Annotated in this window: 20 protein-coding genes; 11 read left to right on the forward strand and 9 right to left on the reverse strand. The window is 71.1% G+C overall.

Annotated features, from left to right (window positions below; genetic code table 11):
- Positions 1 to 7: 7 nt before the first annotated feature.
- On the reverse strand, positions 8 to 1,504 hold the full coding sequence (locus tag ACFXPK_RS19525) for a peptidoglycan recognition protein (RefSeq protein WP_385076995.1): 1,497 nt from the start codon (positions 1,502 to 1,504) through the stop codon (positions 8 to 10).
- A 127-nt stretch (positions 1,505 to 1,631) separates the two neighbouring features.
- Between ACFXPK_RS19525 and ACFXPK_RS19530 the strand changes: the two genes are divergently transcribed.
- From ACFXPK_RS19530 to ACFXPK_RS19545, 4 genes are all read left to right on the forward strand, one after another.
- Entirely contained in the window at positions 1,632 to 2,390 is a 759-nt protein-coding gene (locus tag ACFXPK_RS19530) for a TIGR03089 family protein (RefSeq protein ID WP_385076998.1), read from the forward strand.
- Positions 2,391 to 2,570: 180 nt separating this feature from the next.
- On the forward strand, positions 2,571 to 4,106 hold the full coding sequence (locus ACFXPK_RS19535; RefSeq protein WP_385077000.1) for an LCP family protein: 1,536 nt from the start codon (positions 2,571 to 2,573) through the stop codon (positions 4,104 to 4,106).
- Positions 4,107 to 4,327: 221 nt separating this feature from the next.
- Positions 4,328 to 6,136: an LCP family protein gene (locus ACFXPK_RS19540; protein WP_385077003.1), complete on the forward strand. Its 1,809-nt coding sequence runs from the start codon at positions 4,328 to 4,330 to the stop codon at positions 6,134 to 6,136.
- 42 nt (positions 6,137 to 6,178) lie between these two features.
- On the forward strand, positions 6,179 to 8,026 hold the full coding sequence (locus ACFXPK_RS19545; protein ID WP_385077006.1) for an LCP family protein: 1,848 nt from the start codon (positions 6,179 to 6,181) through the stop codon (positions 8,024 to 8,026).
- A 101-nt stretch (positions 8,027 to 8,127) separates the two neighbouring features.
- Here the strand turns inward: ACFXPK_RS19545 and ACFXPK_RS19550 are convergent, their stop codons facing one another.
- A complete protein-coding gene (locus tag ACFXPK_RS19550; protein ID WP_385077009.1) occupies positions 8,128 to 9,174 on the reverse strand; it encodes a glycosyltransferase family 2 protein in 1,047 nt (348 codons plus the stop codon).
- A 342-nt stretch (positions 9,175 to 9,516) separates the two neighbouring features.
- Between ACFXPK_RS19550 and ACFXPK_RS19555 the strand changes: the two genes are divergently transcribed.
- The 3 genes from ACFXPK_RS19555 to ACFXPK_RS19565 all read left to right on the forward strand — a co-directional run bounded on the left by ACFXPK_RS19555 (position 9,517) and on the right by ACFXPK_RS19565 (position 14,107).
- Positions 9,517 to 10,905 carry an LCP family protein gene (locus tag ACFXPK_RS19555; protein WP_385077030.1) on the forward strand — a complete coding sequence of 463 codons (1,389 nt, stop codon included), beginning with the start codon at positions 9,517 to 9,519 and terminating at the stop codon, positions 10,903 to 10,905.
- A 169-nt stretch (positions 10,906 to 11,074) separates the two neighbouring features.
- Positions 11,075 to 12,313 (forward strand): LCP family protein, encoded by a 1,239-nt coding sequence (locus tag ACFXPK_RS19560; RefSeq protein WP_385003090.1) that lies wholly within the window; start codon positions 11,075 to 11,077, stop codon positions 12,311 to 12,313.
- Between the two features lie 192 nt (positions 12,314 to 12,505).
- The gene (locus ACFXPK_RS19565; RefSeq protein WP_385077012.1) at positions 12,506 to 14,107 is read left to right on the forward strand and encodes a hypothetical protein; all 1,602 of its coding nucleotides are present in this window, start codon (positions 12,506 to 12,508) and stop codon (positions 14,105 to 14,107) included.
- Positions 14,108 to 14,169: 62 nt separating this feature from the next.
- Here ACFXPK_RS19565 and ACFXPK_RS19570 read toward each other — a convergent pair whose 3' ends face one another.
- On the reverse strand, positions 14,170 to 15,342 hold the full coding sequence (locus tag ACFXPK_RS19570) for an acyl-CoA dehydrogenase (protein WP_385007588.1): 1,173 nt from the start codon (positions 15,340 to 15,342) through the stop codon (positions 14,170 to 14,172).
- Positions 15,343 to 15,547: 205 nt separating this feature from the next.
- Between ACFXPK_RS19570 and ACFXPK_RS19575 the strand changes: the two genes are divergently transcribed.
- Positions 15,548 to 16,921 (forward strand): UDP-glucose dehydrogenase family protein, encoded by a 1,374-nt coding sequence (locus ACFXPK_RS19575; protein WP_385007586.1) that lies wholly within the window; start codon positions 15,548 to 15,550, stop codon positions 16,919 to 16,921.
- Positions 16,922 to 17,019: 98 nt separating this feature from the next.
- On the opposite strand, the gene ACFXPK_RS19580 is transcribed toward ACFXPK_RS19575, so the two are convergent.
- The gene (locus ACFXPK_RS19580) at positions 17,020 to 17,550 is read right to left on the reverse strand and encodes a CGNR zinc finger domain-containing protein (RefSeq protein WP_385077016.1); all 531 of its coding nucleotides are present in this window, start codon (positions 17,548 to 17,550) and stop codon (positions 17,020 to 17,022) included.
- A gap of 127 nt (positions 17,551 to 17,677) precedes the next feature.
- Here ACFXPK_RS19580 and ACFXPK_RS19585 point away from each other — a divergent pair, with 127 nt between their 5' ends.
- Positions 17,678 to 18,049 (forward strand): VOC family protein, encoded by a 372-nt coding sequence (locus ACFXPK_RS19585; protein ID WP_385077019.1) that lies wholly within the window; start codon positions 17,678 to 17,680, stop codon positions 18,047 to 18,049.
- Between the two features lie 86 nt (positions 18,050 to 18,135).
- Here ACFXPK_RS19585 and ACFXPK_RS19590 read toward each other — a convergent pair whose 3' ends face one another.
- From ACFXPK_RS19590 to ACFXPK_RS19600, 3 genes are read right to left on the reverse strand one after another with little or no spacing between them, the layout of a single operon-like run.
- Positions 18,136 to 19,353 (reverse strand): dipeptidase, encoded by a 1,218-nt coding sequence (locus ACFXPK_RS19590; RefSeq protein WP_385006336.1) that lies wholly within the window; start codon positions 19,351 to 19,353, stop codon positions 18,136 to 18,138.
- Positions 19,350 to 19,925, reverse strand: a complete 576-nt coding sequence (gene purE / locus ACFXPK_RS19595) for a 5-(carboxyamino)imidazole ribonucleotide mutase (RefSeq protein WP_385006334.1) — start codon at positions 19,923 to 19,925, stop codon at positions 19,350 to 19,352. The genes ACFXPK_RS19590 and purE overlap by 4 nt, the downstream gene beginning before the upstream one ends.
- Positions 19,922 to 21,073 carry a 5-(carboxyamino)imidazole ribonucleotide synthase gene (locus ACFXPK_RS19600; RefSeq protein ID WP_385077023.1) on the reverse strand — a complete coding sequence of 384 codons (1,152 nt, stop codon included), beginning with the start codon at positions 21,071 to 21,073 and terminating at the stop codon, positions 19,922 to 19,924. The genes purE and ACFXPK_RS19600 overlap by 4 nt, the downstream gene beginning before the upstream one ends.
- A 182-nt stretch (positions 21,074 to 21,255) precedes the next feature.
- On the opposite strand from ACFXPK_RS19600, the gene ACFXPK_RS19605 reads away from it, so the two are divergent.
- On the forward strand, positions 21,256 to 21,780 hold the full coding sequence (locus tag ACFXPK_RS19605; protein ID WP_385077025.1) for a GtrA family protein: 525 nt from the start codon (positions 21,256 to 21,258) through the stop codon (positions 21,778 to 21,780).
- 84 nt (positions 21,781 to 21,864) lie between these two features.
- Here ACFXPK_RS19605 and ACFXPK_RS19610 read toward each other — a convergent pair whose 3' ends face one another.
- Positions 21,865 to 23,139, reverse strand: a complete 1,275-nt coding sequence (locus ACFXPK_RS19610; protein WP_385006328.1) for an ATP-binding protein — start codon at positions 23,137 to 23,139, stop codon at positions 21,865 to 21,867.
- A 53-nt stretch (positions 23,140 to 23,192) separates the two neighbouring features.
- Complete coding sequence (locus ACFXPK_RS19615) at positions 23,193 to 23,870, reverse strand: response regulator transcription factor (RefSeq protein WP_385006326.1); 678 nt, start codon at positions 23,868 to 23,870, stop codon at positions 23,193 to 23,195.
- A 326-nt stretch (positions 23,871 to 24,196) separates the two neighbouring features.
- On the opposite strand from ACFXPK_RS19615, the gene ACFXPK_RS19620 reads away from it, so the two are divergent.
- Complete coding sequence (locus ACFXPK_RS19620) at positions 24,197 to 25,729, forward strand: peptide MFS transporter (protein WP_385006324.1); 1,533 nt, start codon at positions 24,197 to 24,199, stop codon at positions 25,727 to 25,729.
- The last annotated feature ends 39 nt before the right edge of the window (positions 25,730 to 25,768 follow it).

A 25,768-nucleotide genomic window follows, 5' to 3' on the forward strand; every position in this document is an offset into this window, starting at 1 on the left:
TTCGGCGTCAGCGGCCCTGATACCTCGCCGCCGACGTGCGCACGGTGCCGAGCTTCCCGTAGAGACGACTCCCCGGGCAGTCGGTCCTGAACCCGTCCCGGTGACCGGAGATGGTGTTCAGGCTGACACGCGCGCCCTTGCCGTACTTCCCGCTCCCCCCGGAGGTCAGTGTGACCTTCGCCCGCGGGTTCCTGCCGTGCAGACCGAGCTTCCACGCGGTGAGCTTGGCGACGGCGGTGGTGGCCGCGGCCGGCGGATTGGTGCCGCCGTACGACCCGAGGACCGCGATGCCCGTGGTGTTCGTGTTGAAGCCGAGGGTGTGCGCCCCCAGCACCGGCTTGGCCACTCCCCCGGCGCGCCCCTCGTAGATGTTTCCGCACTTGTCGACGGCGAAGTTGTAGCCGATGTCCCGCCAGCCGCTGCTCTTGACGTGGTAGCGGTAGATACCGCGCAGGACGGAGGGCGACTGCTTGCAGGTGTAGTTGTTGCCGGTCGCGCTGTGGTGCACGAACGCCGCCTTCACCGTGCTGGTGTAGCCGAACCGCTTCTCGCGCAGCGACTCGTTGGCGCCCCACCCCTTGCGGGTGATGATGCGCGGGCGCGGCGCCGCGTACGCCTTCGCGGCGGCGTCGGGCTGCTGCGCCGCCACCGCCGCCTTGGTGAGGGCGGGGATCTCGGCGGCGCCCAGCTCCGTCAGCCCCTCGTTGGCGGCCGAACTGGCCCTGTCCTCGGCGGACATGGCGGCGGCGCCCGCCAGCTCACCGGTCATGGTGCCGCTCGCCGGGGAGACACCCGTCCCCAGGCTCACCGGGGTGCCGGTCGCCGTGCCGGACTCCGCACCGGTCGCCGTGCCGGACTCCGCACCGGGGCGGGTCTCCGGGCTGTTCTGCGACGGCGGGTACGGCAGCGCCTCGGGCTCCTCCCCCGGGTCGACCAGTTCCAGCCGCAGCCCGCGCGGCAGCAACGGCCGTACCGGCCCGGTCTCGTCCTCCTCCTCGGCGGCCCGCACCCGCAGCTCCACCCCGTCCGAGTCGCCGACCCACAGGGGGGCGGTCGAGCCGCGTACGGTCCCGGAGTCGCGCTCCTGGGTCCCGGGGTCGGCGCCGTGCTCCTGGTTGTGCGTCTCGACCTCCAGCCAGTCGGACCAGACGTGGCTGCCGACGGCGCGGGTACGGACCTGGACCGTGCCGCGGAGTTCGTCGTCGGCGTCGTCCCAGACGACTCCGACCAGTGAGAAGGGCCGTACCTCCCGCGCGGCCACCCCCTGTTCCGCGATGCCGCCCGGCGCCCGGGTCGAGCCGAGGGGGCGCAGCGGTACGGACTCGGTGGAGCCCGGCACGGCCGCCGCGGCGGAGTGGGCCCCCGGGCCGGTCCGGACACCGGCGTCGCGGCCGGACGGTGGGGCTGCCGGGGACGCGGCGAGCGCGCCCGCGGGCAGCGACAGCGGGAGGACGAGTACGGCGGTGCACGCCACGCCGATCGAGGTTGCTAGGTAGGCACGCATGGGCCGATCCTCGGCGCGTCCCCTCCGCCGCGCGCGCCGGGGAAACTGACGGGCCGTCGGGCCGACCGGTGTACGCCGTCACCGGTACGGCGGAGGCCGCGTCCGCCGTCCGCGTACCCTTTCCCGGGTGAACGCCAGCGACCGCACCCCCGCCGACCTGCTGCGATCCGCTCTCACCGCGGACCCGGCCCGCCCCTTGATCACGTTCTACGACGATGCCACCGGTGAGCGCGTCGAATTGTCCGTGGCCACCTTCGCCAATTGGGTGTCCAAGACCGCCAACCTGCTCCAGGGCGATCTGTCCGCGGAGCCCGGCGACCGGCTGGCGCTGCTGCTCCCCGCGCACTGGCAGAGCGCCGTCTGGCTGCTCGCCTGCTCCTCGGTCGGCGTGACCGTCGAGATCGGCGGCGATCCGGCCGCGGCCGACCTCGTGGTCAGCGGCCCCGACCCCGAGGCGCTGGCGGCGGCGCGCGCGTGCACCGGCGAGCGGGTGGCGCTCGCGCTGCGCCCGCTCGGCGGCCGGTTCCCGCAGGCCCCGGAGGGGTTCGCCGACTACGCCGTGGAGGTGCCGGGCCAGGGCGACCGCTTCGCGCCGTACGCCCCGGTGGACCCGGACGCGCCCGCGCTCGTGGTCGGCGGTACGGAGCTGACCTCGGCCGCGCTGGTCACCCGGGCGCGCGCGGACGCGGCGGAGCGCGGGCTCGGGCCCGGCTCGCGGCTGCTGTCGGGGCTCGGGTACGAGAGCTGGGAGGGGCTTTCCGGGGGGCTGTTCGCCCCGCTCGCGGCGGGCGGGTCCGTCGTCCTCTGCCGGAACGTCGACGCGCTGTCGGCACCGGCGCTCGCGGAGCGGGTGGCCAGTGAGCGGGTGACCGACAGCCTCGTGTGAGGGGCCCGCCGCTCACCTTCTTCCGTCCGCGACAACGTGGTTGCGGCGCCGTGACCAAACCGCAGCACATGATCGGCGAATCCTGCGGCGCGGAGCACAACCAAGGGTGGTGCTCGCCCGTCTACGACAGCGACCGGTGGCCCGTGTGTGCCGCCGACGCCTTGAAGGATGGACGAAGACGTGACCGAAAGTGCTGGCACGCCGCCCGAACCGGAGAAGAAGTCCACGGATTCCACCACTCCGGAGGACCCCGAGAAGCCCGAGGCGGGCACCGCACTCCGTACCGACAGCACGGCCGGGAAGGCAGCGGACGACGACAGCGGAACTGACGACGGCAACGGCGCTGCCGACGACGGCGCGGACGACGGCGCGAAGGGCCAAGCCGCCGGCGCCGGCGACAGCGACAGCGACAGCGACAGCGACAGCGACAGCGACGACAACGCCGAGGCCGCCACCAAAGCCGCCACCGCCACTGCCACCGCCGAGGACAACGATGCCGAGGCCGCCGTACCGCCGCGCCGCAAGCGCCGCTGGCTGCGCTGGGTCGCGGTCGGAACCTCCGTGGCCGTGCTCGGCGCCGCGGGCGCCGGGTGGTGGGCCTACCGGAAGCTCGACCGGAACATCACCACCGACACCTCCGCCGCCGCGGAGCTCCGTACGTACGAGAAGGACCGCCCGACCCCGGTCGCCCTGGACGCGCAGAACATCCTGCTCATCGGTTCCGACAGCCGGGCCGGCCAGGGCAACGGCAAGTACGGGCGGGACGACGGCGGTTCACAACGCTCCGACACCGTGATCCTGCTCCATCTCGCCGCCGACCGGGAGAGCGCGACGGCGATGTCGATACCGCGCGACCTGATGGTCGAGATACCGGGCTGCCGGTCCTCGGACGGCAGCCGTACGGGGGCCCGGTTCGCGCAGTTCAACTGGGCTTTCCAGTTCGGTGGCGCCGCGTGCACCATTCGTACGGTCGAGAAGCTCACCGGTATCCGCGTCGACCATCACATCGTGATCGACTTCAGCGGATTCGAGGACACCGTGGACGCGGTCGACGGTGTCGAGGTCTGCCTGGACAAGCCGGTCGACGACCAGCAGGCGCATCTCAAGCTTCCCGAGGGCCGCCAGAACCTCACCGGTGAACAGGCCCTCGGTTACGTACGGGCGCGGCACGGCATCGGCGACGGCAGCGACACCCAGCGCATGGACCGGCAGCAACGTTTCCTCGGGGCCCTGTTCAAAAAGGTGCAGAGCAACGGGGTGCTGCTCAATCCGACGCGGCTCTATCCGGTGCTGGACGCGGTCACGAAGTCCATCACCACCGACGCGGGGCTGAACAGCCTCAGCGACCTGTACGACCTGGCGGGCTCCATGCGGGGCGTACCGACGGAGAAGGTCCAGTTCCTGACCGTGCCCCGGCAGCCGTACGCGCTCGACCCCAATCGCGACGAACTCGTCGAGTCCAGCGCGAGGAAGCTCTTCGAGCGGCTGCGGGACGACGAGCCCGTCGAGATCGCCACGACGGCCCCGCCGTCGGAAACGAGTTCCCCGTCCACGGACCTGTCCGCGCACTCTTCCGGTGCCGGGGACAGCCCGTCGGACGGCCCCTCGGACAACCCGTCGCAGAGTCCCGCGGACCCTTCCGGCGCCCCCTCTCCGAGCACGAGTCCGGAACCCGCTTTCACGGGTTCCAATGCCGAAGCGGGGATGTGCGGGTAAAGCAATGGGCAAGGAGAAGCGCACACTCCATGGAGATTGGGCAGATTGCCCGCTTGTAAGGAGTGAGGAATTTGTCACGGACGTCGCTTGACGTTGAACTAGGCGGATAGTGTGACGCGATCCGGTGCATCCGGCCGTTTGGTCGCGCACTGCTGGATCGAAAACCGAGCGTCTTCGGGGGAAGACGACTCGCGTGGCACCGACGGAGGATTCAAGCAACCGTGGATGCGCAAAGCCGTGGGCAGTCGGACGGAATCGACCCCGCCGACCAGTGGGTCCTCAACCCGCAGACAGGTAACTACGAGCTGCGACTGGACCACTCCGAAGGGCAGTCACCGGCCGCCCCGTCGGGCTCCGCCCCGACCGGCGGCAGAAGAAGAACAGCGGCCCCCGAGTCCGACCCGGCCACGCCCGACCCGGCCACGCCTCCCGGCCCCCGGTCGGGCGGGCGGAGCCGCAACGGCGGGAGCGGTGCGCAGCGCGCCGAGGTCCCCGGTCAGCGCAGCCGCCGCGCGGGCAAGGGCGCGGCGGCCACGGACGCCGCCGCCACCGCGCCGGGCCGGCGCAAGCGCAAGCCCAAGAAGTCGGGCGGGAAGAAGGCGCTGGTCTGGACCGGCGGGGTGATGGGTTTCGTCCTCGTCGGCGGCTCCATCGCCGGGTACCTCGCGTACGAGCACTTCAACGGCAACATCGCCACGATCGATGTCGAGGGCGCGGGCAGCGGCGGCTTCAAGAAGGACCAGCCCGTCAACATCCTGGTCATCGGCACGGACAAGCGGACCGGCGCGGGCAACGAGGGGTACGGGGACAAGGGCAGTGTCGGCCACGCCGACACCACACTGCTCTTCCATGTCTCCAAGGACCGTTCGAACGCGACGGTGCTCTCCATCCCGCGCGACCTGATCACCGACATCCCGGAGTGCGAGACCAAGACGGATTCCGGCACCACGGTGATCCCCGGGACGCAGCAGGTCCGCTTCAACACGAGCCTGGGCCAGGACGAACGGGACCCCGGCTGCACGATGCGCACGGTCAAGGAACTGACCGGTATCACCGTCGACCACTTCATGATGGCCGACTTCAACGCGGTCAAGACGCTGTCCACCGCGGTCGGCGGCGTCGAGGTCTGTGTCGAGAAGGACATCGACGACCCGAAGTCCCATCTCAAGCTGGACAAGGGCAAGACGGTCATCGACGGGGAACAGGCGCTCGCCTTCGTCCGTACGCGCCACGCCTTCGGTGACGAGAGCGACCTGACCCGGATCCAGACGCAGCAGCAGTTCCTCAGCTCGATGATCCGGACGATGAAGTCCGGCGACACGCTGACCAGCCCGAGCAAGCTGTTCAAGCTGGCGGAGGCGGCCACGAAGGCGCTGACGGTCGACACCGGCATCGGCAGCATCAACAAGCTGAGCGACCTCGCCCAGGAACTCTCCAAGGTCCCGGCCAAGAACATCACCTTCACCACGCTGCCCGTCCTCGACAACCCGGCGGAGGTCGTCAAGGCCACCGTCGTCGTCAACGAGGCCAAGGCGAAGCCGCTGTTCGCGATGATGCAGAACGACGTCTCGCTGACCGAGGTGGAGGCGAAGGAGAAGGCGGACAAGAAGGCCGCCGCGAGCAAGCAGGAAGAGCTGCTGAAGGGCGACAAGGCCGACCCGGCCGATGTGCGGGTCGATGTCTTCAACGGCGGCGGTCCGCAGGGCTCGGCGCAGGAGACGCTCAACTGGCTCCAGAACAGCGAGGGCGTGCTGAAGTCCTCCAACAAGGGCAACGCCCCGGCGAACGTGTCGAAGACGACGCTGGAGTACGCGCCGAACCAGGCGGACCAGGCGCGCGCCCTCGCGGAGATGATGGGGCTGCCCGCCTCCGGCCTGAAGCCGGGCACGGAGGACGCCGTGGGGCTGGAAGCGATGACGCTGACGCTCGGGGCCGACTTCAAGGGCGCGGGTGTGCCCATCACCGGACCGGCGAAGACGCCGGAGGGTGTGCAGAAGGTCGGAGCGGACAAGCAGGTCTGCTCCAAGTGACATGTGGGCACCGGCTCGTACGGCCGGCCTGAGGGGGATCCGGTGGGCACGAGCGGGGTACGGGGGGACGGGGCGCGCGAACGCGGCCCGCACGCCGGTGAACTGGGCTGGGACGACAGCCTGTACGAGGACGGCGGCAACGGCCGCGAGGGCGGTGTCCCCGGTGGCGGGGCCGCCGGGGACGCGAAGACGCCGCCCCCGGAGCCGGGGAGCGCCGCCACGGGGCCCGGGAAGAACACACCGCACGCGTCGGACGCGCAGGCCGCGAAGGGCGCGGTGAGCCCGAAGAGCGGTACGAAGAGCCCGAAGGGCGCGAAGGGTGTGGCAGGCGTGGCAGGCGCGACGGCCGCGCAGGGGGCCACGTCCCGCCGGCCGCCGGGCCGCCGGATACTGCGCTGGGCCACCGCCATCCTCTCGCTCCTCATACTCGGGACGGCCGGCGCCGGTTATCTGTACTACCGCCACCTCAACGGCAACATCCGCAGCGGCGAGCGCAGCAACGGCTCCGGCGGCCTGGACCAGCCCGTGGCCAACTCGGCGGGCCAGCGGCCCCTGAACATCCTGCTGATCGGCTCCGACAGCCGTAACAAGCCGGAGAACGTCGAGCTCGGCGGAAGCAAGAGCTCCGTGGGCAGCCCGCCCCTCGCGGACGTCCAGATGCTCGTCCATGTCTCCGCCGACCGGAAGAACGCCTCGGTCGTGAGCATCCCCCGGGACACCCGGGTCTCCATCCCCGAGTGCAAGGACACGGAGACCGGCACGGTCCACCCCGCCACGAACGCGATCATCAACGAGACGCTGGCACGCGGCGGCCCCGGCTGCACCCTCGCCACCTGGGAGAAGCTGACCGGCGTCTACATCGACCACTGGATGACGATCGACTTCTCCGGTGTGGTGAAGATGGCCGACGTGATCGGCGGTGTCGGGGTCTGCGTCAAGGACAACGTCTGGGACCGCCCTCTGCCCGGTGTGCCCGGCGGCTCCGGGCTCAAGCTCACGGCGGGCACCCACCAGGTCCAGGGGCAGCAGGCGCTCCAGTGGCTGCGTACCCGGCACGCGTTCGAGAGCGACCTCGGCCGGGCCAAGGCCCAGCACATGTACATGAACGCGATGATCCGCGAGCTGAAGTCGCAGAACGTCTTCACCGACACGCCCCGGCTGACCGGGCTGGCCGAGGCGGCCACGAAGTCGCTGGAGGTGTCCGAGGAGATCGGTACGGTCAAGAAGCTCTTCGACCTCGCCATGCAGCTCAAGAGCGTGCCGACCGACCGGCTCACCATGACGACGATGCCGACCGCGGTGGACCCGCAGGACGCGAACCATCTGGTCGCCGACGGCGACTCGGCCGATCTGTGGAAGATGGTCCGCGACGACGTGGCCTTCGACAGCAACGGCGACTCGGCCGAGGAGAAGGCGGCGGCAGCCGCGGCGGCCGAGCGGCGCAAGGCCGAGGAGAGCACCGTCAAGGAGCCGACCACACCGCCCGCCGAGACCGGTGTGATCGTCCGCAACGGCACCGGCGGCAGCCGGACCCCCGTGAAGGGCCGCGCCGCCGACATCACCCAGGCGCTCGTCGCCAAGGGCTACACCCTGGCCAGGGCGGACGCGCAGCTCACACCGGAGGAGAAGACCACCGTCAGCTACCCGAGCGCGGATCTGGAGGGGAACGCGCAGGCGGTCGCCAAGGCGCTCGGTGTCCCGACGGATTCGGTGCAGCGGTCGACGGACGTCTCGGGCGTCACGGTGGTCGTGGGCGCCGACTGGCGCGACGGCACGTCCTTCCCGAAGGAGAGCGAGCCGGCGGCGGGCGGGGTCCCGGACACGGCGGACGCCCTCAACGGCTCGGAGAAGGACGCGTGCATGGACGTGTACGCCCCGTACCGCTTCTGACACCGCACCGGCAGCGCTTTCGACCCACGTACGGACGTACGAGGAGGCCCCCGCACCCCGAGAACCGACAGGGTGCGGGGGCCTCCTCTCCTCTGTCCGCGTTATGCCTCGGCGGTGGTGCCGGCCGGGCTCGCTGCCGGGCGGCGGCTCGCGATGACCCTCTTGGCCAGCGCCTTCGGGCTGGTGAGGAAGCCGTACCCCCACGACATGTGCATGGTCGCCAGCGCCAGCGGGATCCGGATCCTGGCCTTCGGCGACAGCCCCTTGCCGGCCGGTACGGAGCCCGCCACGATCGCGGCGAGGTAGCCGCCCGGCACCACCAGGCCCCACGGCGTGAGCAGCACGCCCACGACGAGGCCCGCGGCGATGGCGCAGACGGCCGTCGGCGGGGCGAGATAGCGCAGGTTGATCGAGCCGGAGTGGTAGCGGGCGACGACATGGCGCCAGCGGCCGTACTCCTTGTACTGCTTGCCGAGCGCGCGGACCGAGGGGCGCGGCCGGTACTGGACGCGCAGCTCCGGGGAGAACCAGATCGCGCCGCCGGACTCGCGGATCCGGAAGTTCAGCTCCCAGTCCTGCGCGCGGATGAACTCCTCGTTGTAGCCGCCCAGCCGCTCCAGCGCCTCGCGCCGGAACACACCCAGATACACGGTTTCGGCGGGGCCCGCCGCGCCTCCGGTGTGGAAGACGGCGTTGCCGACGCCGATCTTCGAGGTCATGGCGGCGGCGACCGCGTTCTCCCAGTCGTTCTCGCCCTCGGCGTGCATGATGCCGCCGACGTTCTGCGCGCCGGTCTCCTCCAGCAGGCGGACGGCGGTCGCGATGTAGTTCGGGGAGAGCATGCCGTGGCCGTCGACGCGTACGACGACGGGGTGCTTGGACGCCTTGATCGCCGCGTTGAGCGCCGCGGGGGTGCGCCCGGTGGGGTTGGGCACGGTCCGCACCTGGCCGCGTGGGTGGGTGGCGGTCTCCCGCACCAGCTCCGCGGCGATCTCGTCCGTACGGTCCGTGGAGGGGCCCAGGGCGATGACCACCTCCATCTCGCCCTCGTACTCCTGCTCCAGGATGTGCCGGACGGAGTTCCTCAGATGACGTTCCTCGTTGAGCACCGGCATGATCACGGAGACTGCGGGAGGCAGGGCAGGCATGGGGTCCTTCGGGGCCTTCGGGCTACGGCGGTATGACCGCCCACGTTACCGCGAACGGGGGACAGGGAAGCGCGCCGTCCGGTTGCGGACCGGCGCCGCTGATCGTATGGGCTTACCGTGCTCACGGTCCGCTCCCGCCCTGCCCGCCTGCTCACCGCGGAGGTGTCTCTCGTGCCCACGCCGCCCCGCACCACCCGCACCACCCGCCGTCCGGACGTACGCCGTCGTCCGGACGCCCGGAGGAAGGACACCGGGAGGAAGGACGCCGGGAGAAGAGGCGCGGGAGGGAAGGACGCCGGCAGGAAGGACGGGGCCAGGAAGGACGGGCGGCCCCGCTGGGGGATGCGGATGGCGACGGCCCTCTCGGTCCTGGTCCTGGGGGCCGGCGGGATCGGCCACGCGGTCATGACCAGCCTGGACACCGGGATCGGCCGGATCGACCCGTTCAAGGACATGAAGAACCGGCCGGGCGCGGGGCGCGGGCTCAATCTGCTGCTCGTCGGCACGGACGGCCGCGACAAGATCACGGAGGAGGAGCGGCAGAAGTACCGGCTCGGCGGCGCGCCCTGCCACTGCACCGACACGATCATGCTGGTGCATCTCTCGGCGGACGGCGGGCGCGCCAGTGTGGTGAGCCTCCCCCGCGACAGCTTCGCCGAGCTGCCCGACCACACCGACGCCACCACAGGCGCGCACCACTCCCCGCACCCGGTCAAGCTGAACGCGGCGTACGCGGAGGGCGGGCCGGGTCTGACCGTCCGCACCGTCGAGCATCTGACGGGCGTGAAGATCAGCCACTATCTGGAGGTCGACTTCACGAGCTTCATGAAGACGGTGGACGCGCTGGACGGGGTCGACATCTGCACGACCCGGCCCATGAAGGACACGTACACCGGGCTCGATCTGGCGCCGGGCACCCACCGGATGAACGGCGGCGAGGCCCTTCAGTACGTACGCTCCCGCCATGTCGACGGCGCCGCCGACCTCGGCAGGATGGAGCGCCAGCAGCGGTTCGTCGCCGCCCTGATCGGCCGGGCGACCAGCAGCGGGGTGCTGCTGAACCCGGCGCGGTTCAAGGAGGTCACCTCGACGGTCCTCGGCTCGGTACGGGCCGACGCCGGGTTCGGCGCCGAGCAGATGCTCGCGGTCAACGAGGCGATGCGCGGCTTCTCGCCCGCCTCGTCGGAGTTCACCTCCGTACCGCTGGCCGGCGGCGGCGCGTCCGTCCCGGTCAAGGGCGTCGGCGCGACGGTGAAGTGGGACCCGGTGAAGTCGAAGCGGCTCTTCCAGGCGCTGCGCGAGGACAAGCCGCTGGCGCCGCCGCGCCGGCCCGCGTCGGGTACGGGGTCCGCGGGCAAGGCGACGGTCGTCGACGTGAGCCCGGAGGAGATCCGCGTACAGGTCTACAACGGGACACCGGCGGACGGTCTGGGCAAGCGGGTCGACGACGCGCTCCAGGCCACCGGCTTCCGTACCACCGGCTCGCCGCTCGCTTCGGACGGCGGTGACGTGCGGCGGACGGTGGTGATGTACGACCCGCGCTGGGACCGCTCGGCGAAGTCCCTGGCGGCGGCGCTGCCGGGCAGTGAGCTGCGGGCGGTGAAGCAGCAGGGCGCGACGCTGAAGGTGGTGGCGGGGACGGACTACAAGGCGGTCACGCCGGTACGGGCGCAGGACAACCCGAAGGGCGAGTTCGACGCGACCACCGGCGACCAGGCGGTCTGCCCGTAGGGGACGGTCCTCCCGTAAGGGACGCTCTGCCCGTAAGGGACGGTCCGCACGGGGTCAAACCTTCACAGCGGCTCCATTCCGGTGCGCATTGCATCAGATTCGCAACGGGCCCGGTCCGATTTCCCACCTCTCTGGATCGGACACAGACAGGCCCGGCACACTGTTCCGCATGAATGATTGGCCCGATGGGCGGACCGGCGACCGCAACAACCGTTACGGGCGCGGCGGCGGAGGCACACAGCCCGACGGCGCGCGCGTCATGCCGCATGTGCAGCGCAGCGGCGTACCCCAGCAGGGGCAGGGCGCCGGTTACGACAGCGGGTACAACACGGGCCAGGTCTACGGCTCCCCCGCGGGCGGGGGCGGCGGCCAGGGCGGCGGGGGCTACATCCCGCCGCAGTCCGGCGGGGCCCCGGCGCCGCGGTACGCGCCCGACTGGGGGCGCCGGATCAAGATCGGCGCGCTGGTCCTGGTGGTGGCGCTGCTGGTCACGTCCATCGGTACGTACTTCTGGGCCGACGGCAAGCTCAAGCGTGAGGTCGATCTCTCGAAGGTCATCGAGCGGCCGAGCCAGGGCGACGGCACGAACTACCTGATCGTGGGCTCCGACAGCCGCGAGGGCATGTCCGCCGAGGACAAGAAGAAGCTCCACACAGGCTCCGCCGAGGGCAAGCGGACCGACTCGATGATGATCCTGCACGACGGGTCGAACGGGCCGACGCTGATCTCGCTGCCGCGCGACTCGAATGTGACGATCCCGTCGTTCGTGGGCTCGGAGTCCGGCAAGGAGTACCCGAACACGGGCCGCCAGACCAAACTGAACGCGGCGTACGCGGAGGACGGGCCGGAACTGCTGGTCCGTACCGTCGAGTACAACACCGGGCTGTACATCGACCACTACGTGGAGATCGGGTTCGCGGGCTTCGCCAACATCGTGGACGCGATCGGCGGGGTGGAGATGGACATCCCGAAGGCGTTCAAGGACAAGAAGTCGGGCGCCGACTTCCAGGCGGGCACGCAGACCCTCGACGGCGAGCAGGCGCTGGCCTTCGTCCGGACGCGGTACGCGTTCGCCGCCAGTGACCTGGACCGTACGAAGAACCAGCAGAAGTTCCTGGCGGCCCTCGCCTCCCAGACGGCCACCCCGGGCACGATCCTCAACCCGTTCAAGCTCTACCCGACGATGAGCGCGGGCCTGGACACCCTGATCGTGGACAAGGACATGTCCCTCTGGTCGCTGGGCCAGATGTTCTTCGCGATGAAGGGCATCACGGGCGGCGACGGCGTCTCGATGAACATGCCGATCTCGGGCAGCGTGGGCGGGAACCTCGTCTGGGACAAGGCGAAGGTCAAGGAGTTGGTGAACCAGCTCAACAACGACGAGAAGGTCACGGTCACCAGCGACTGACCCCGCGTCTTCGCCCCCGTCGCCCCTCGCTCCTCCGCGACCCCGCAGGTCCCCCGGCCCCCGTGCCCGCCGCTCCGGCGGCGGTGCGGGGGCCTCGGCGTGCCCGGGTCCGGCCGGGCCGCGCGTACAACCTTCCTCCTGACCGACGCGTCGAATGTGCCGTAGATCAGACACATGTCCGATGGAGGACCTTTGAGAAAGATCCTGGCCGTGGTGAGCACGGCCGTCGCGCTCTCCGCGTCCACCCTGGTGGTCGCGCCCGGCGCGCAGGCGGCCGAGGTCAGCCTCCGGTCGTACTCGGGGAGCGCCGAGAAGGACGGCAGGATCCATGTGCTCTACGAGCACTGGGAGCGCGACTCCCTGCCGTCCGACGTCACCGTCCGGATCCGGGCGAAGGGCGGCGACGCGGTGCTCGCCACGCTCGGTCTCAACGACGCCGGGAGCTGCCCCACCGCGTACGACTGCCTGGACCAGCAGTTCTGGACCGACCCGGTCGAGCTGCCCGCGATGGGCGTGTACACCATCGACCTCGTGGTCAAGGCCGGTACGGCGGGCGAACTCGTGGACCGGGACAACGGCGAGCTGAACTACGGCCTCGCGCCCCAGGTGACCGCCACCGCCGACCGGACGACCGTGTCGTACGACCACCGCGTGGTCACGGTGAACGGCACGCTCGTCGCGCAGGACCCGAACACGCATGAGGTCAAGCCGTTCGCGGGAGCCACGATCCGCTCCCGCCACCTGCTGCGGGACCCGAAGCTGAACGCCGTCGACAAGGCGGGACGTTTCTCCCTGCCGTTCGAGTTCAGCGGTTACGAGACCGACAAGACGCAGATCAGCGTCTGGTTCCAGCAGAGCGGCGCGGAGTTCCCGGTGTCGGTCCACCGGCAGCCCCTGAAGCTGGCGGTGGACACCCCCACCGGCTCGGTCACGGCCCCGCTGGGCAGCGACGTCCCGCTGCGCGGCAAGGTGACCCGTACGGCCGACGACGGCACCGAGAAGCCGGCGGGCGGCGTCGGTCTCCTGATCGGCGACCAGTACGGCCCCAGCACCAAGGAGGACGGCACGTTCGCCGGCACCTTCACCGCCACGGGGAACGGTGGGAAGCGGGTCGCTCTCGGCAAGGAGCCCTGGTTCACAGGAGGCTCCCCGTACGACATCCAGCTCAAGACGGCCGCCACGAGCACCTTCTCGGCGGTCGAGGCCGCCGTGGACAAGTACCGGAAGGTCACCTTCAGCGGCACTCTGGGCGTCACCTCGGGCTCGTACCCGGCCGGGACGACCGGACAGGTCTCCATCGACCACTCGACGGACGGCATGAACTGGTCGAGCGTCGGCCGGTTCACGGCGGCCTACGGGACCCCGTTCCACCAGACGGCTCCCGTCAAGGGCGTGGCGGAAAGCTACTGGCGTCTGCGCCACCTGGCCGCCCCGGGCGTGGAGAGCCGCGTCCACCGGCTCGGCCGCGTGTACACGGAGATCCGGAAGGACAGCGTCGCGCCCGAGGGCATCACCCAGGGCACGAGGCTGACCGCCAAGGGCACCCTGATGCAGAAGTCCGGCACCACGTGGAAGGCGTACCCGGGCCGGAAGGTCCGCGTCTACTTCAAGGCCACCACGCCCGGCGCCACATGGAAGGAGCTGGGCACCGCGACGACCCTCACGAACGGCACCTTCAGCAAGCAGTTCACGGTGGCGCGGAACGGCACCTGGCGGATGCGCCACATCGACACGGTGAAGACGCACTACGCCTCGAACGGCCGCGAGATCCCCGTCACCCTCCGCGTCCGCTGACCTGCCGCCTCCCAGGCCCCAGGCCCCGGCCCCCGGCACGACGCCGGGGCCGGGGCCTTTCGTCACGGCAGGTTGCGGGCCATCACGATCCGCTGGACCTGGTTCGTGCCCTCGTAGATCTGGGTGATCTTGGCATCGCGCATCATGCGTTCCACCGGGTAGTCGCGCGTGTAGCCGTAGCCGCCGAGGAGCTGCACCGCGTCCGTCGTGATCTCCATGGCCGCGTCCGAGGCGTAGCACTTGGCCGCCGCGCCGAAGAAGGTCAGGTCCTCCTTCGTGGCGCCCGCCGTGACCCGTTCCGACCTGGCCGCCGCCGCGTAGGTGAGCTGACGGGCGGCCTCCAGCTTCATGGCCATGTCGGCCAGCATGAACTGGACGCCCTGGAAGTCGCCGATCGGCTTGCCGAACTGCTTGCGTTCCTGGACGTAGCCCTTGGCGTAGTCCAGCGCGCCCTGCGCGATGCCGAGGGCCTGGGCCGCGATGGTGATGCGCGTGTGGTCCAGGGTCTTCATCGCGGTGGCGAAGCCGGTGCCCTCCGCGCCGAGGAGGCGGTCGGCGGGGATGCGGACGTTGTCGAGGTAGACCTCGCGGGTCGGCGAACCCTTGATGCCGAGCTTCTTCTCCGGGGCGCCGAAGGAGACGCCCTCGTCGCCCTTCTCGACGACGAACGCCGAGATGCCCTTGGTGCGCTTCTCCGGGTCGGTGACGGCCATGACCGTGTAGTAGTCGGAGACGCCCGCGTTGGTGATCCAGCGCTTCACGCCGTTGAGGACGTAGTGGTCGCCGTCGCGTACGGCCCGGGTCTTCATGCCGCCCGCGTCGGAGCCCGCGTCCGGCTCGGAGAGGCAGTACGAGAACATCCCGTCGCCCTGGGCCAGCGGGCGCAGGTACTTCTTCTTCAGCTCCTCGGAGCCGGAGAGGATCACCGGGAGGGAGCCCAGCTTGTTCACCGCGGGGATCAGTGAGGAGGAGGCGCAGACGCGGGCGACCTCCTCGATGACGATCACGGTGGCCAGCGCGTCGGCGCCGGCGCCGCCGTACTCCTCGGGGACATGGACTGCGTGCAGATCGGACGCGACGAGCGCGTCCAGCGCCTCCTGCGGGAAGCGGGCCTCTTCGTCCACCGCCGCGGCGAACGGCGCGATCTTCGCCTCGGAGAGCGCGCGCACGGTCTCGCGGAGCATGTCGTGCTCTTCGGAGGGGCGGTACAGGTCGAAATCAGCCGGTCCGGCCACGGTCTTTCACTCCCCAGGATGCTAACTACCGTTAAGTAACCCAATTTTAGACGGCGCTGACGGCACAGGCATAGGTGAGTTTGCCGACAGCGTCGCCCCGCTGTGCCGACCGCGTCGCCCCGAGGGAGAAGTGCCCCTGTGGAGCGCCTCCGACGCGCGGATATGCTCGGGCCGCACACCGCCCGTCTCTCCCTGGAGCTCCCACATGGCCCTCAAGATCACCGTGATCGGCACCGGCTATCTCGGCGCCACGCACGCCGCGGCCATGGCGGAGCTGGGCTTCGAGGTCCTCGGACTCGATGTGGTGCCCGAGAAGATCGAGCTGCTCTCGGCGGGCCGGGTCCCGATGTACGAACCGGGCCTGGAGGAGCTGCTGCGCAAGCACGTGGCCGGGATCGAGGGATCGACGGGGCGGCTGCGGTTCACCATGGACTGGGCGGAGGTCGCGGACTTCGGCGATGTGCACTTCGTCTGTGTGAACACCCCGCAGAAGCACGGCGAGTACGCCTGCGACATGAGCTACGTCGACGCGGCGGTCGAGAGCCTGGCCAAGCATCTGACCCGCCCCGCGCTGGTCGTCGGCAAGTCCACGGTGCCGGTCGGCAGCGCGGACCGGCTCGCGGCGCGGATCGCGGAGGTGGCGCCGGCGGGGCGCGAGGTGGAGCTGGCCTGGAACCCGGAGTTCCTGCGCGAGGGCTTCGCCGTGCAGGACACGCTGCGCCCGGACCGGATCGTGATCGGCGTCCGGGGTGCGGGTGGTACGGACGGTACGGGCGCCACGAAGGCCGAGCGGACGCTGCGCGAGGTGTACGCGACGCCCATCGGCGAGGGCTCGCCCTTCGTGGTGACGGACTTCCCGACCGCCGAGCTGGTCAAGACCTCCGCCAACTCCTTCCTGGCGACGAAGATCTCGTTCATCAACGCGATGGCCGAGGTCTGCGAGGCGGCCGGCGGCGATGTCGTGAAGCTCGCGGAGGCGCTGGGGCACGACGAGCGCATCGGGAAGAAGTTCCTGCGCGCCGGGATCGGCTTCGGCGGCGGCTGCCTGCCCAAGGACATCCGGGCGTTCATGGCGCGGGCGGGCGAGCTGGGCGCGGACCAGGCGCTGACGTTCCTGCGCGAGGTCGACTCGATCAACATGCGGCGGCGCGGCCACATGGTGGAGCTGGCGCGCGAGGCGGTGGGCGCCGACTCGTCGTTCCTGGGCAAGCGGGTCGCCGTACTCGGCGCGACGTTCAAGCCGGACTCGGACGATGTACGGGACTCCCCCGCGCTCAATGTCGCGGGCCAGATCCATCTCCAGGGCGGCCAGGTCACGGTCTACGACCCGAAGGGCATGGCGAACGCCCGGCACCTCTTCCCGACGCTGGGGTACGCGGAGTCGGCGCTGGAGGCGGTGCGCGGCGCCGATGTGGTGCTGCATCTGACGGAGTGGCGCGAGTTTCGCGAGCTGGACCCGGCGGCGCTGGCCGCCGTGGCGGCGCGCCCGCTGATCCTCGACGGGCGCAACGCGCTGGACCCGGAGCGGTGGCGCGCGGCGGGGTGGACGTACCGTGCGATGGGGCGCCCGCGCGCCTGACGCCCGACACCCGAGCGCCGCGTGGACGCCGTGCGCGCCGCGTGGACGCCGTGCGCGCCGGGGCCCGTGGCCGTACGCCGGGGCCCGCGGCGTACGGGTCAGAGGGGGGCGCCGCCGCCGTCCATGAGGCGGGCCCGGTAGGCGCGCATCTTGGCGCGCGCGCCGCAGGCCGACATCGAGCACCAGCGGCCCCGTCCGGCCGGGCTGCGGTCGTAGAACGCCCAGTGGCAGTCCTCCGCCTCGCACGCCTTGAGCCGGTTCCACGTACCGTCGGCGGACGCCGCCGCGATGGCCTCCGCGATCCGGGACAGCAGCGTGCCGGGCGCGGTCGCGGGGCGGAGCGCGGCCTCGCCGCCGGGACCGACGGCGATCCGCAGCGGCGCCCCGGCGAGGAGCGCGTCCAGGTCGGCGACGGAGCGGCCGCGCGGATGGATGCCCGCGTGCGCGAGGCAGGCGGTGCGCAGGGCCCGGCGCAGCGCGCGGGCCGCCTCCACCTCGTGCGCCGCGAGGCCGAAGGCGGCCCGGCCCTCCGCCGTGGAGAGCAGGTCGGAGCGTGTCTCCAGGTCCATCGAGTTGACGAGGGACTGGACCAGGGCGAGCCCTCCGGGAGCGGGCGGGCGGTCATTCATGGTTGCGACGTTACCCCCGATACGGGAGCATGCGGTAACGGTTACCCGTTGACGTCGTTCAGCAGTAACACGCGACCGGCGACCGGTATGTCAGTGCGCCGTCCACCGATCCCGAGGAGTGAACGTCATGGCCATCGCCACACTCGACACCGTCGTCCTGGACTGCCCGGATCCGCTCGCGCTCGCCCGCTTCTACGCCGAGGTGCTGGGAGGTGAGCCCGTGGCGCTCGGGGAGGGCACCGACTCCTGGATCGAGCTGCGGGGCGCCCCGGGCACCCCACTCTCCTTCCAGGCCGCGCCGGGCTTCGTACCGCCCTCGTGGCCCGCGGCGGAGACTCCCCAGCAGTTCCATCTGGACCTGATGGTGCGGGACCTGGACGTGGCGGAGAAGGGCGTGCTGGCGCTGGGCGCCGTACCGCTGGACACGGCGGACCGGGAGCGGACGTTCCGGGTCTACGCGGACCCGGCCGGGCACCCGTTCTGTCTCTGCTCCTCCTGACCCTCCCGGCCGGCGGGCTCTCCCGCCGTGACCGGCCGGGGGCGGTTGCCGGTACGTGCCGACACCCGCCCCCGGCGGTACGGGGATCAGCCGTCGAGGTCCGTGATCGTCGCCTGGGACGCCGGGCGTTCGACGCGCAGCGCGCGTGAGACGTCCTCCGCCGCCCGGAGCACCCGGACCGCGTTGCCCCAGGTCACCTTGGAGATGTCCGCCGTCGACCAGCCGCGGCTCAGCAGCTCCGCGATCAGGTTCGGATAGCCGGCGACGTCCTCCAGGCCCTGCGGGGTGAACGCCGTGCCGTCGAAGTCGCCGCCGATGCCGATGTGGTCGATGCCCGCGGCCTCGCGCATGTGGTCGAGGTGGTCGGCGACGGTGGCCGCCGTCGCGACCGGGCGCGGGTTCGCCGCCTCGAAGTCCTCGTGGACACGCATCGCGTCGGCGGTCGTGGCCAGCGGGTGCAGCCCGTGCGCGAGCATGTTCGCGTCGGCCTCCCGGGTCCAGGCCACCGCCGCGGGGAGGATGAACTTCGGGACGAACGTCGCCATCGCGACGCCCCCGTTGGCGGGCAGCCGCTCCAGGACGTCGTCCGGGATGTTGCGCGGGTGGTCGCAGACCGCGCGCGCCGACGAGTGCGAGAAGATCACCGGCGCGGCCGTCGTGGCGAGCGCGTCGCGCATCGTCGTGGCCGCCACGTGCGAGAGGTCGACCAGCATGCCGGCCCGGTTCATCTCGCGGACCACTTCGCGGCCGAAGGGCGAGAGCCCGCCCACCGACGGGGCGTCCGTGGCCGAGTCGGCCCAGCGCAGATTGTCGTTGTGGGTGAGCGTCATGTAGCGCACGCCCAGCGTGTACAGGGCGCGCAGCGTGGCCAGCGAGTTGTTGATGGAGTGGCCGCCCTCGGCGCCCATCAGCGAGGCGATCCTGCCCTCGCGGCGCGCGGTCTCCATGTCGTCGGCGGTGAGCGCGCGGGCCAGGTCGCCGGGGTAGCGGTCGAGGAGCCGGCCGACCACGTCGATCTGTTCCAGCGTCGCGCTGACCGCGTCGTCCCCGGCCATGTCGGAGCGTACGTACACGGACCAGAACTGGCCGCCCACGCCGCCGCTCCGCAGCCGGGGGATGTCGGTGTGGAGCTGCCCCGACAGGTCCCCGGCGATGTCGAGGCGGTCCAGGTCGTACCGCACGTGCTCGCGCAGGGCCCACGGCAGGTCGTTGTGGCCGTCGACGACCGGGGCGTCGGCCAGCAGGGCGCGGGCGGCCTCCAGGAAGTCACCGGCCGGGCGGGAGGACGCCTCCGGCGCGGTCATGTGCCGAACCCGAAGTGCTCGGAGCCGGCGACCTTCGCGCGCAGCCGCTGGCCCTTCTCCGTCGCCTGCTGCCTCAGGTCCTGCTGGAACTCGCGCATCCGCTCCTGAAGCTCCTGGTCGTGCGCCGCGAGGATCCGGGCGGCCAGCAGGCCCGCGTTGCGTGCGCCGCCCACCGAGACCGTGGCGACCGGGACCCCGGCCGGCATCTGGACGATGGAGAGCAGCGAGTCCATGCCGTCCAGGTACTTCAGGGGTACGGGGACGCCGATCACCGGCAGCGGGGTGACCGAGGCCAGCATGCCCGGCAGATGGGCCGCGCCGCCCGCGCCCGCGATGATCGCCTTCAGGCCGCGGCCCGCCGCGTCCTCGCCGTACGCGATCATCTCGTGCGGCATGCGGTGGGCGGAGACGACATCCACCTCGTACGGGATCTCGAACTCGTGGAGCGCCGTGGCGGCGGCCTCCATGACGGGCCAGTCCGAGTCGGAACCCATGACGATGCCGACCAGGGGGGACCTGCGCGCGTCAGCGCTCGATGAGGGGCGGTGGCCGGGCGACGGGCGGGCGGTCATTCGGTGATCGTTCCTCTGAGGTAGCCGGCTGCGTGACGGGCGCGCTCCAGCACGTCGTCCAGGTCGTCGCCGTAGGTGTTGACGTGCCCCACCTTGCGGCCGGGCTTCACGTCCTTGCCATACATGTGGATCTTGAGCTGGGGGTCCCTGGCCATGCAGTGCAGATACGCCGTGTACATGTCGGGGTAGTCACCGCCCAGCACGTTGCACATGACCGTCCAGGGCGCGCGCGGGCGCGGGTCGCCCAGCGGCAGGTCGAGGACCGCCCGTACATGGTTGGCGAACTGCGAGGTGATCGCGCCGTCCTGGGTCCAGTGCCCGGAGTTGTGCGGGCGCATCGCCAGCTCGTTGACGAGGATGCCGGGGGTGCCGTCGGCGGCCCGGGTCTCGAACAGCTCCACCGCGAGGTGGCCCACCACGCCCAGCTCGGCGGCGATCCGCAGCGCGAGCCGCTGGGCCTCGCCCGACAGTTCCTCGGAGAGTCCGGGCGCGGGCGCGATGACCGTGTCGCAGACGCCGTCGACCTGCTGGGACTCGACCACGGGGTAGGCGACGGCCTGGCCGTGGGGCGAACGGACGATGTTCGCCGCCAGCTCCCGTACGAAGTCGACCTTCTCCTCGGCCAGCACGGGGACGCCGGCGCGGAAGGGCTCCGCCGCGTCCGCCTCGGACCGTACGAGCCAGACGCCCTTGCCGTCGTACCCGCCGCGCACCGTCTTCAGGATGACAGGGAAGCCGCCCACCTCGGCGGCGAACGCGGCGGCGTCGGCCGGGTCGGCCACGATCCGGTGGCGCGGGCAGGGCACGCCCAGCTCCATGAGCCGCGCGCGCATGACGCCCTTGTCGTGGGCGTGCAGCAGCGCCTCGGGGCCCGGTCTGACGGGGATGCCGTCGGCCTCCAGGGCGCGCAGGTGCTCGACCGGGACATGCTCGTGATCGAAGGTGATCACATCGCAGCCGCGCGCGAAGTCACGCAGCGTGTCCAGGTCGCGATAGTCGCCCACGACGACCTCGCTCACCACCTGGGCCGCCGAGTCCTGGGGGGTGTCACTGAGGAGCTTGAATCTGAGGCCGAGGGGGATGCCCGCCTCGTGGGTCATACGGGCGAGCTGACCGCCGCCGACCATGCCGACTACCGGGAACGTCACGCACCTAGCGTAGCCGCCGTCGGGACCGGCCCGCCCACTTGTCCACAGGTGCCCTCCGCACGGGGCCCGGGGGGCTGTGGACGAGCGGGCGGGCCGGGAGGGGGCTGGTTAGCATGGTTCGACAGCGATGCCGATCTCCGGCACCACACACCGACAGCGACCGGACGGGGCTGAGCAGCCAGATGAGCGAACAGGGCGCACTGCGCGTGCGGCTGGGGCGGCTCGTGCGCGAGGCGGCCAAATTCGGTGCGGTGGGCGGCCTGGGGCTGCTGGTCAACCTGCTGGTCTTCAACCTCGTCCGGCACACGACGGAGCTGCCCGTGGTCCGGGCCAGTGTGCTGGCCACCGTCGTCGCGATCGCCTTCAACTACGTGGGGTTCCGCTACTTCACCTACCGGGACCGCGACAAGAGCCGCCGCACCCGTGAGCTGACGCTCTTCCTGCTGTTCAGCGTGGTCGGACTGGTGATCGAGAACGGGGTGCTGTACACGGCGACGTACGGCTTCGGCTGGGACACCCCGCTCCAGAGCAACGTGTTCAAGTTCCTCGGCACCGCGATAGCCACGCTGTTCCGCTTCTGGTCGTACCGCACCTGGGTGTTCCAGGCCCTGCCCTCCCCGGACGCCGGCGCCGACGCCGGGGGCACGGAGCGAGGCACCGCCGACGGGGCGGACGGGGCGCCCGCCGTCAGCCGCCTCGGGCGCTGACCCACCCCGTACCTGCTCGGCCGCACCTGCTCGGCCGTACCCGACGGTCCGTACCCGACGGTCCGTGCCCGACGGTCGGGGCCCTCAGCGGACCGGGCGGTCCGGCTCCTTGCGGGCCGTGCGCGTACTGGCCTCGCGGCTGAGGAAGAGCGCGAAGATCGGCGGCTGCTGTTGCAGCAGCTCCAGCCGCCCGCCGTCCGCCTCCGCGAGATCGCGGGCCACGGCGAGACCGATCCCGGTGGAGTTCCGGCCGCTGATGGTCCGCTCGAAGATCCGCGCCCCGAGGTCCGCCGGCACCCCCGGCCCCTCGTCGGTCACCTCGATCACCGACTGGTTGCCGGTGACCCGGGTGCGCAGCGCGACGGTACCGCCCCCGTGCATCAGCGAGTTCTCGATCAGCGCCGCGAGCACCTGGGCGACCGCGCCCGGGGTCGCGACGGCCCGCATGCCGTGGCGGCCCGAACAGACGATGGCCCGGCCCGCACTGCGGTAGGCGGGGCGCCACTCCTCGATCTGCTGCTTGACGACCTCGTCGAGATCGAAGGCGACGGCGGAGCCGGTCCGGGGGTCGCGCGCGTTGGTGAGGAGCCGTTCCACCACATCGGTGAGCCGCTCGACCTGCGTCAGCGCGATGGTGGCCTCCTCCTTGACCGTGTCCAGATCGTCGGTGGCGGAGATCTCCTCCAGCCGCATGGACAGGGCGGTCAGGGGCGTACGGAGCTGGTGCGAGGCGTCCGCGGCGAGCCGGCGCTCGGCGGTGAGCATCCGCGCGATCCGCTCGGCGCTGGAGTCCAGCACATCCGCGACCCGGTCCAGTTCGGGCACCGCGTAGCGCTTGTGGCGGGGGCGCGGATCGCCGGACCCCAGCCGCTCCGCGGTCTCGGCGAGGTCGGTGAGCGGCGAGGCCAGCCGGTTGGCCTGGCGTACGGCGAGCAGGACGGCCGCGACGACGGCGAGCAGCGCCACCGCGCCGATGATCAGCAGCGTACGGCCGACCTCGCGGGTGACCGAGGAGCGCGCCTCCTCGACGGTGACGGTCTCGCCCTCCTCGCCCTCCGCCTTCGCGCGGATGACGCTGCCGGACGGGCGCGAGCCGATCTCGACGACCGGCCGGCCGGGGATCTCGATCCGGGCGTACCGCTTCTGGTCGACCTGTTCGGAGAGGATCTTGGCGGTGACCCGGTCGCCGCCGAGCAGCCGGCTGTCGACGATGCTGACCAGCCGCAGCGCCTCGGAGTCCACGCTCTCCTGGGCGCTGTTGCTGATCGTGCGGGTCTCGACGATGACGAGCGACACCCCGAAGACGGCGATGACGACGAGCACCACGGCGAGCGTGGAGTTGATCAGGCGACGACGCATGGTGCCCTCCGGGCGTCAGCACATCCCGAAGCCGTCGGCTCTTCCCCGAGCCGTCAGCTCTTCTCGAAGCGGAAGCCGACGCCCCGTACCGTCGCGATGTAGCGGGGGTTCGCCGCGTCGTCGCCGAGCTTCTTGCGCAGCCAGGAGATGTGCATGTCGAGCGTCTTGGTCGACGACCACCAGGTGGTGTCCCAGACCTCGCGCATGAGCTGGTCGCGGGTGACGACCCGGCCCGCGTCCCGGACCAGGACCCGCAGCAGGTCGAACTCCTTGGCCGTGAGCTGTAGTTCCTCGTCGCCCATCCAGGCCCGGTGCGACTCGACGTCGATCCGTACGCCGTGGGTCGCCGGGGCGGGAACGGGGTCCGCGGCGCCGCGCCGCAGCAGCGCCCGTACACGTGCCAGCAGCTCCGCGAGCCGGAACGGCTTGGTCACGTAGTCGTCGGCGCCGGCGTCCAGGCCGACGACGGTGTCCACCTCGTCGGCGCGCGCGGTCAGCACCAGGATCGGGACGGTATGGCCTTCGGCGCGCAGTCTGCGGGCGACTTCGAGGCCGTCCATGCCGGGCAGGCCCAGGTCGAGGACGACGAGGTCGATGCCACCCTGGAGTCCGGCGTCCAGCGCGGTGGGGCCGTCCTCCCGGACCTCGACCTCGTATCCCTCCCGGCGCAGGGCGCGGGCCAGCGGCTCCGAGATGGAAGCGTCGTCCTCGGCGAGCAGTACACGGGTCATGGGGTGATGGTAGACCGCAAAGGGCGACCGCCGGGATGTGCTCGACGAGGGCCGCGGAGACGCGGCGGACCGCCCGGCGCCCGGCGGACGAGCCGCGCACGGGTCCTGGAACCACACCTGCGGCCCTACGGTGCGATCCGATGATCAGCCTTCGAATATAGGCGTTCCACCACATGGAAACCTGTGATCCATCTCTCAAGTCCTTCCATATCATGCTCTGTCGTGCCGTATGGTGGCGAGACGCCTGTAGTACCACCTGGGGACCTTTGGCCTGCTGAGCGCCGAAGGTCCTTTTTATGTGCCAACCCCCCACGAAGGATCGACCCATGGCGTCCAGCCTGACGAAGGATTCGCCCGAGTCGCCCGGCGCACCCGGCGGCACGGAGAAGACCTTCTTCGGCCACCCCCGCGGACTGGCCACTCTCTTCATGACCGAGATGTGGGAGCGCTTCAGCTTCTACGGCATGAGAGCACTGCTCACCATCTATCTGCTGTCCGGCGGTCCTGACGCCTCGAAGGGGCTCCAGGGCGGCGGCCTGGGGATGGACCTGGCCACGACCACGGCCATCTACTCCATCTACCTCTCCATGGTCTACCTGCTGGCACTGCCCGGCGGCTGGCTGGGGGACCGGGTCTGGGGCCCGCGCAAGACCGTCACGATCGCGGCCGGCACGATCATGGTGGGCCACCTCACCCTCGCCCTGCCCGGCTCGGGGACGTTCTTCGCCGGTCTGGCCCTGGTGGCCCTCGGTTCGGGTCTGCTGAAGGCCAACATCTCCACGATGGTCGGCCATCTCTACGACGGCCCGAACGACCCGCGGCGCGACGGCGGATTCACCGTCTTCTACATGGGCATCAACATCGGCGCCTTCTTCGCCCCGCTGATCATCGGCACCGTGGGCGAGAAGTACAGCTGGCACCTCGGCTTCGCGCTCGCCGCGGTCGGCATGGGGATCGGCCTGGTCGTCTTCCTGCTCGGTACGAAGCACCTCAGCCCGGAGAGCAGCCGCGTCCCCACCCCGCTCTCCCGCGAGGAGCGCGCGACCTGGCTGCGCAAGGGGATGACCTGGCTGCTGATCGCGGCCGTCTTCTACGGCGTGGTCGGCTTCAGCGGCCACTTCACCCTCAACTGGGCGATGGTCCCGCTGACCCTCGCGGGCCTGGCCATCCCGGCCGCCGTACTGATCCGGATCAAGCGCGACAAGGAGCTGTCGGCGACCGAGCAGACCAAGATGTCCGGGTACATCTGGTTCTTCGTGGCCGCGGCCGTCTTCTGGATGATCTACGACCAGGGCGGTTCGACGGTTCAGGCGTTCGGTACGACGAAGGCCGCCGACTCGCTCTTCGGCCTGTCCTTCCCGACCTCCTGGTACCAGTCGCTGAACCCGGTCTTCATCATGGCGCTGGCGCCGGTCATCGCCTGGTTCTGGCTGTGGCTCAACCGCAGGGGCCAGGAGCCGAGCACGGTCGTGAAGTTCGCCGCGGGGCTGTTCTTCATCGGCGTCTCGTTCTTCTTCTTCCTGATCCCGCTGGTCATGGCGGGCGGGGGCACCCTGGTCAGCCCGATGTGGCTGGTGGGCATCTATCTGATCCAGACCGTCGGCGAGCTGTGCGTCTCCCCGGTCGGCCTGTCGGTGACGACGAAGATGGCGCCGACGAAGTACGCGAGCCAGATGATGGGCGTCTGGTTCCTGGCCGTGACGGCGGGCGACTCGGTGACCGGGCTGCTCTCGATCGGCGGCGTGGATCTGAGCCGTACGGGCGTGGTGGCCCTGGAGGCGCTGCTCGCCACGCTGGCGGGCATCGCGATCTACATGTACCGGAAGAAGGTCAGGTCGCTGATGGGCGACATCCACTGAGCCGGAGCCGGTGACATACCGGTACGCGAGGAGCCGCCG

This window comes from Streptomyces sp. NPDC059142 (genome assembly GCF_042755665.1).
In the GTDB taxonomy this organism is placed as follows: domain Bacteria; phylum Actinomycetota; class Actinomycetes; order Streptomycetales; family Streptomycetaceae; genus Streptomyces.

Excerpts from the sequence above, each read along its gene's own strand:
- ACFXPK_RS19575 (WP_385007586.1), top strand. The coding sequence starts at position 15,548 with ATGGCCCTCAAGATCACCGTGATCGGCACCGGCTATCTCGGCGCCACG.
- ACFXPK_RS19590 (WP_385006336.1), bottom strand. The coding sequence starts at position 19,353 with ATGACCGCGCCGGAGGCGTCCTCCCGCCCGGCCGGTGACTTCCTGGAG.
- ACFXPK_RS19620 (WP_385006324.1), top strand. The coding sequence starts at position 24,197 with ATGGCGTCCAGCCTGACGAAGGATTCGCCCGAGTCGCCCGGCGCACCC.
- ACFXPK_RS19560 (WP_385003090.1), top strand. The coding sequence starts at position 11,075 with ATGAATGATTGGCCCGATGGGCGGACCGGCGACCGCAACAACCGTTAC.
- ACFXPK_RS19555 (WP_385077030.1), top strand. The coding sequence starts at position 9,517 with ATGCGGATGGCGACGGCCCTCTCGGTCCTGGTCCTGGGGGCCGGCGGG.
- ACFXPK_RS19580 (WP_385077016.1), bottom strand. The coding sequence starts at position 17,550 with ATGAATGACCGCCCGCCCGCTCCCGGAGGGCTCGCCCTGGTCCAGTCC.
- ACFXPK_RS19585 (WP_385077019.1), top strand. The coding sequence starts at position 17,678 with ATGGCCATCGCCACACTCGACACCGTCGTCCTGGACTGCCCGGATCCG.
- ACFXPK_RS19615 (WP_385006326.1), bottom strand. The coding sequence starts at position 23,870 with ATGACCCGTGTACTGCTCGCCGAGGACGACGCTTCCATCTCGGAGCCG.
- ACFXPK_RS19525 (WP_385076995.1), bottom strand. The coding sequence starts at position 1,504 with ATGCGTGCCTACCTAGCAACCTCGATCGGCGTGGCGTGCACCGCCGTA.
- ACFXPK_RS19610 (WP_385006328.1), bottom strand. The coding sequence starts at position 23,139 with ATGCGTCGTCGCCTGATCAACTCCACGCTCGCCGTGGTGCTCGTCGTC.
- purE (WP_385006334.1), bottom strand. The coding sequence starts at position 19,925 with ATGACCGCCCGCCCGTCGCCCGGCCACCGCCCCTCATCGAGCGCTGAC.
- ACFXPK_RS19550 (WP_385077009.1), bottom strand. The coding sequence starts at position 9,174 with ATGCCTGCCCTGCCTCCCGCAGTCTCCGTGATCATGCCGGTGCTCAAC.
- ACFXPK_RS19605 (WP_385077025.1), top strand. The coding sequence starts at position 21,256 with ATGAGCGAACAGGGCGCACTGCGCGTGCGGCTGGGGCGGCTCGTGCGC.